The organism is Streptomyces sp. NPDC054956 (assembly GCF_053609185.1).
On sequence record NZ_JBSGXB010000448.1, the window covers coordinates 1 to 4,723 of the forward strand.

Below are 4,723 nucleotides of genomic sequence, written 5' to 3' on the forward strand. Positions count from 1 at the left end.
GCGGTTGAGGCGCGGGGGTCCGGGGGCCGGCACCGTGCATCGGCGGCGCGCTGTGTGCGCGGTGCGGCACCGCTGACCGACCCGACCGGGTGGGTCACGCGCCGGGCGGGGGGAACGCCTCCGAGGTGGCGATGTGGGGGAGTGCGTACGGGTGGTGGGTCTGGAGCCAGGTGATCAGGCGTTCGCGGACCGCGCAGCGGACGGTCCAGACCTCGTCGGCGTTCTTCGCCGTGACCACCGCGCGGACGTGGATCGTGTTCGGGGTGGTGTCCGTGACGGCCAGGGAGCCGGTGCGGCCGTCCCATTCCGGGATGGTCTTCAGGATCCGCTGGAGTTCCTCCCGCATCAGGTCCAGCGGAGCACTGTGGTCCAGGTGCCAGAACACCGTGCCCGTCATCTGCGCGCCCCCGCGCGACCAGTTCTCGTACGGCTTGCTCGTGAAGTAGGACACCGGCATCGTGATCCGGCGTTCGTCCCACGTGCGGACGGTGAGGAAGGTCAGGGTGATCTCCTCCACCGTGCCCCACTCCTTGTCGACCACCACCGTGTCGCCGATCCGCACGGTGTCGCCGAAGGCGATCTGGAGTCCGGCGAAGAGGTTGCCCAGCGCGGACTGGGCCGCGATGCCGGCCACGATGCCGAGTACGCCCGCCGAGGCCAGCATCGAGGTGCCGACCGTCCGCATCTCCGGGAAGGTCAGGAGCATCGCCCCCGCCGCCACCACGATCACCACCGCAGTGACCACCCGCTGGATCAGCGTGACCTGGGTGCGGACCCGGCGCACGCGGGCGTCGTCGGGATGGTCGGCCGCGTACCGGGCGTAGACGGAGTCCACGACGGCCGTCGTGATGCGGACCAGCAGCCACGCGGCCGCGGCGATCAGGACCAGGGTCAGCACGTGGCCCCAGCCGTCCGCGCGCCGGCGCAGCCCCTGGAGCAGCGAGGCGGCCAGGACCAGCAGGAACGGCGGGCGGCAGCGGCGGAGCAGGCCCCACAGCGGGGTCTCGCTGTGCCGGGCGTCGGCGCGGCGCAGCAGCAGGTCGAGCAGCCATCCGGCGAGCAGGGTGACGGCCAGGGTGCCGGCGACGGCCGCGATCGGGCGCAGGAGCGAGTCCGTGTCCATGGACGTCAACCGTAGCCGGAGGGCGCCTCGCGGAGCTGGCACGATGGAGGCATGAACATCATGCTTTTCCATTCGACCTACGGGCTGCGGCCCGCGGTGCGGGAGGCGGCCGACCGGCTGCGCGCGGCCGGACACGAGGTCCACGTGCCGGACCTCTTCGAGGGGCGCACCTTCGAGACCGTCGAGGAGGGCATGGCCCACCAGGACGAGATCGGCCGTGACGAGCTGCTCAAGCGCGCGGTACTGGCCTCGGCCCCCTACTCCGACCAGGGGCTGGTCTACGCCGGCTTCTCCTTCGGCGGTTCGATCGCCCAGCACCTGGCGCTCGCCGACGAGAAGGCGCGCGGGCTGCTGCTCCTGCACGGGACGGCCGACCTGGAGGACGACGCCTCGGTGGACGAGCTGCCGGTGCAGCTGCACGTCGCCGATCCGGATCCCTTCGAGCCGCACGACTGGCTGACCGCCTGGTACCTGCGGATGCGGAAGGCCGGGGCGGACGTGGAGGTCCACAGTTACCCGGGGGCCGGGCACCTGTTCACCGACCCGGGGCTCGACGACTACGACGCCGAGGCCGCCGAGCAGGCGTGGACGATCGCCCTCGGCTTCCTCGACAGCCTGTAGACGACGCATGCGCGGACGGGGCCCCGGCGAACAGCCGGGGCCCCGTCCTCATGTCTGCGTCAGGGCGTCAGAGCCGCTGGAGCATCAGGCGCGGTACGAGGTCCACATGCTCTTCATGCGGGTCACCTGGCCCGCGGTGAACTGGTACATGCAGGAGTCGTACGTGTAGTCCATGAAGTTGTGGATCGGGTCGACGCCCGTCTTGTTGGTGCAGCTGTCACGGCCGGTCGGGCACTCGAAGGCCGCGCTCTTCTCGGCCGGGGTGTCGGAGACCGAGTCGCCGCTGCCCGAGCAGCCGCCCTGGAAGGTGTGGTAGAGCCCCATCCAGTGGCCGACCTCGTGGGTCGCGGTGTCGCCCTCGTTGTAGTTGGCGGCGGAGCCGCCCGGCAGCGAGGTGTCGAGGATGACGACGCCGTCCATGTTCGGCTGGGAGGCGTACGAGCTGGGGAAGGTGGCCCAGCCGAGCAGCCCGCCGGAGAGGTTCGCGGTGTAGATGTTGAGCGCGCCGGCGCCGCCCTTGCGCAGGGCGGTCTTCATGCTCTTCTCGGCCGTGGAGCCGGAAGCCAGGTTGTACCAGGAGGCGTTGTCCGTGTAGTCGGTCGACGCCAGGGTGAACTGGTAGCTGGTGTCGACGTTCCCGGTGCCCTGGCCGGCGTAGGCAGCGTTGAGGACCGCCAGCTGCTTGCTGACGTCGGTGGCGGTCAGCTTTCCGGTGGTGCCGGAGTGGATGACGTGGAAGTACACGGGGATGCTCGTGACGGCCTCGGCGACGCGCAGGCTGCGCGGCTCCTTCGAGGCCTTGTCCATCTTCGCCTTGAGGTCGGCGTCCATGGCCTTCGACTGCGCCTCGGTGACCTCGTTGGGCTCGGCCGCGTGCTGGTCCTTCGGGCGCGCCACGCGGGCGTTGGCCGCGCCGGACTCCTCGGCGCACACCTCGGCGCCGGTCTTGGCGGCGGCGGCGAAGGTGGTGGGGGCGGCGAGCGGGGTGAAGGCCAGGGTTCCGGCCAGCACGGCCGTACCCATCAGGCGACGGCGAAGAAGGGGGGATATGCGGGCAAGAGCGCGCACGTGTGCTCCTCGCGAGTGGGGGTATGACGGAAGGGATCTCCTCCCGCTTGGCGCGAAGCTTACGTGCGCATGTCATAAACAGGTCAAGCACCTTGCGTAAAAGATTTGTTGCTTCTGATGTCAAAGGGGCGCCTGGTCTGCACCAGACGCCCCCTCGGACAAGAGATTTGACGGTATGTCAGCGCTAATTCAGCGCACGGGCCGGTCCACCCGTTCCACCTTCTGCGTCCCGTTCAGCGTGCGGTACGAGCGTTGCCAGGCGGCCGTGGCGTCCTGGCGGCGCTTGTCGGAGACGGTGTAGTAGTCCATCTGCGACCGCTCGGCCGTCACGTCCAGGACTCCGTACCCGTGGGAGTCCATGTCCAGCCACTTCACGTGCCGGTTGGCCGCCTTGATGGCCGCCTCGGCGACCAGCGAGGCGGTGTCCGCCGGGACGTGCAGGAGGTCGTCGATGTTGTCGGAGGTCACCGACGTCACCACGAACTCCACGCCCGCCGACCGCGACCACGGGTAGGTGGCCGCCGTCACCGGGACGTCGTTCGCCCAGGCCATGTGGATGTCACCGGTCAGGAAGACCGTGTTGCGGACCCCCCGGTCCGTCAGGTGGCCCAGCAGTTCGCGGCGGTCGTCCGTGTAGCCGTCCCACTGGTCCACGTTGATCGCGAGGCCGCCCTTCGGCAGGCCGAGCAGCTCCGCGAGCGGCTCCAGCAGGTGCGCGGGCAGCGAGCCGAAGGCCACCGGCGAGATCATCACCGAGGTGCCCACCAGCTTCCAGGTCGCCTGCGAGCCCGCCAGCCCCGCCTTCAGCCAGTCCAGCTGCGCCCGGCCGGTGATGGTGCGCTCCGGGTCGTCCACCTTGCCGCTGCCGATGCCCGCCTGCTGCGAGCGGAAGCTGCGCAGGTCCAGCAGGTGCAGGTCGGCGAGGGTGCCGAAGCGCAGCCGCCGGTAGACGGTGCCCTCGGTGGAGGTGCGGACCGGCATCCACTCGAAATAGGCCTGTCGGGCGGCGGCCGCGCGGACCGCGAAGTCGCCCTCGGTGGCCGGATCGTGGTTCTCGGCGCCGCCGGACCAGCTGTCGTTCGCGATCTCGTGGTCGTCCCAGATCGCGATGATCGGGTGGGCCAGGTGCAGGGCCTGGAGGTCGGCGTCCGTCTTGTACTTGCCGTGGCGCGTGCGGTAGTCGGCCAGGGTGAGGATCTCGTGCGCCGGCTCGTGCTGCCGTACGACGTACTTGGCCTCGGGGTAACCACCGGTCTGGTACTCGTAGATGTAGTCGCCCAGGTGCAGGACCGCGTCCAGGTCGGCCCGCGCGGCCAGGTGGCGGTACGCCGAGAAGTAGCCCGACTCCCAGTTGGCGCACGAGACCACGCCGAAGCGGATCCCGGCGGTCGTGGTCTCGGCGGCGGGGGCGGTACGGGTCCGCCCGACCGGGGAGACGGTGCCCCCGGCGGTGAACCGGTACCAGTACGCCGTCTGCGGCCGCAGTCCGCGCACGTCGGCCTTGACGGTGTGGTCGCGGTCGGCGCCCGTGGCGACGGAGCCGCTCGCCACGACCCGGGAGAAGGCCTTGTCCTCGGCTATCTCCCAGCCCACCTGGAGGGCCGGTCCCGCGCCGGAGCCCGGTACGGCCTCGGGGGTCGGGGTCACGCGGGTCCACAGCAGGATGCCGTCGGGCAGCGGGTCGCCGGAGGCGACGCCGTGCGCGAAGGAGGGGGCGCCGGCGCCCGAGGCGGCGTGGGCCGGGCCGGCGGCCAGCGCGCTCATCGGGGCGAGGGCGGCGGTGGCCGCCGCGGCCAGCACGACGGTGCGGCGGCGCGGGTTCGACGCGGGGGCCGAATCCGGTGCGGAAGGGGAGAGTTGACTGGTCACGGGCGATCATATTACCGACGGGTACACCCTGTGGAACAGCCC

4 protein-coding genes are annotated in these 4,723 nt (G+C 71.0%); 1 reads left to right on the plus strand and 3 read right to left on the minus strand.

The annotated features are described in order from the left end of the window. Positions 1 to 94: 94 nt before the first annotated feature. The gene (locus ACWGDE_RS36325; protein ID WP_453393349.1) at positions 95 to 1,123 is read right to left on the minus strand and encodes a mechanosensitive ion channel family protein; all 1,029 of its coding nucleotides are present in this window, start codon (positions 1,121 to 1,123) and stop codon (positions 95 to 97) included. 51 nt (positions 1,124 to 1,174) lie between these two features. On the opposite strand from ACWGDE_RS36325, the gene ACWGDE_RS36330 reads away from it, so the two are divergent. Beyond that, positions 1,175 to 1,744 carry a dienelactone hydrolase family protein gene (locus ACWGDE_RS36330; RefSeq protein WP_453393350.1) on the plus strand — a complete coding sequence of 190 codons (570 nt, stop codon included), beginning with the start codon at positions 1,175 to 1,177 and terminating at the stop codon, positions 1,742 to 1,744. Positions 1,745 to 1,828: 84 nt separating this feature from the next. On the opposite strand, the gene ACWGDE_RS36335 is transcribed toward ACWGDE_RS36330, so the two are convergent. Further along, the gene (locus ACWGDE_RS36335) at positions 1,829 to 2,767 is read right to left on the minus strand and encodes a zinc metalloprotease (RefSeq protein ID WP_453393351.1); all 939 of its coding nucleotides are present in this window, start codon (positions 2,765 to 2,767) and stop codon (positions 1,829 to 1,831) included. Between the two features lie 234 nt (positions 2,768 to 3,001). Next, on the minus strand, positions 3,002 to 4,681 hold the full coding sequence (locus ACWGDE_RS36340) for an alkaline phosphatase D family protein (protein WP_453393352.1): 1,680 nt from the start codon (positions 4,679 to 4,681) through the stop codon (positions 3,002 to 3,004). Positions 4,682 to 4,723: the final 42 nt, after the last annotated feature.

Bases quoted from the DNA above. Each gene is read 5' to 3' on its own strand.
- ACWGDE_RS36325 (WP_453393349.1), bottom strand. From the start codon at position 1,123: ATGGACACGGACTCGCTCCTGCGCCCGATCGCGGCCGTCGCCGGCACC.
- ACWGDE_RS36330 (WP_453393350.1), top strand. From the start codon at position 1,175: ATGAACATCATGCTTTTCCATTCGACCTACGGGCTGCGGCCCGCGGTG.
- ACWGDE_RS36335 (WP_453393351.1), bottom strand. From the start codon at position 2,767: ATGGGTACGGCCGTGCTGGCCGGAACCCTGGCCTTCACCCCGCTCGCC.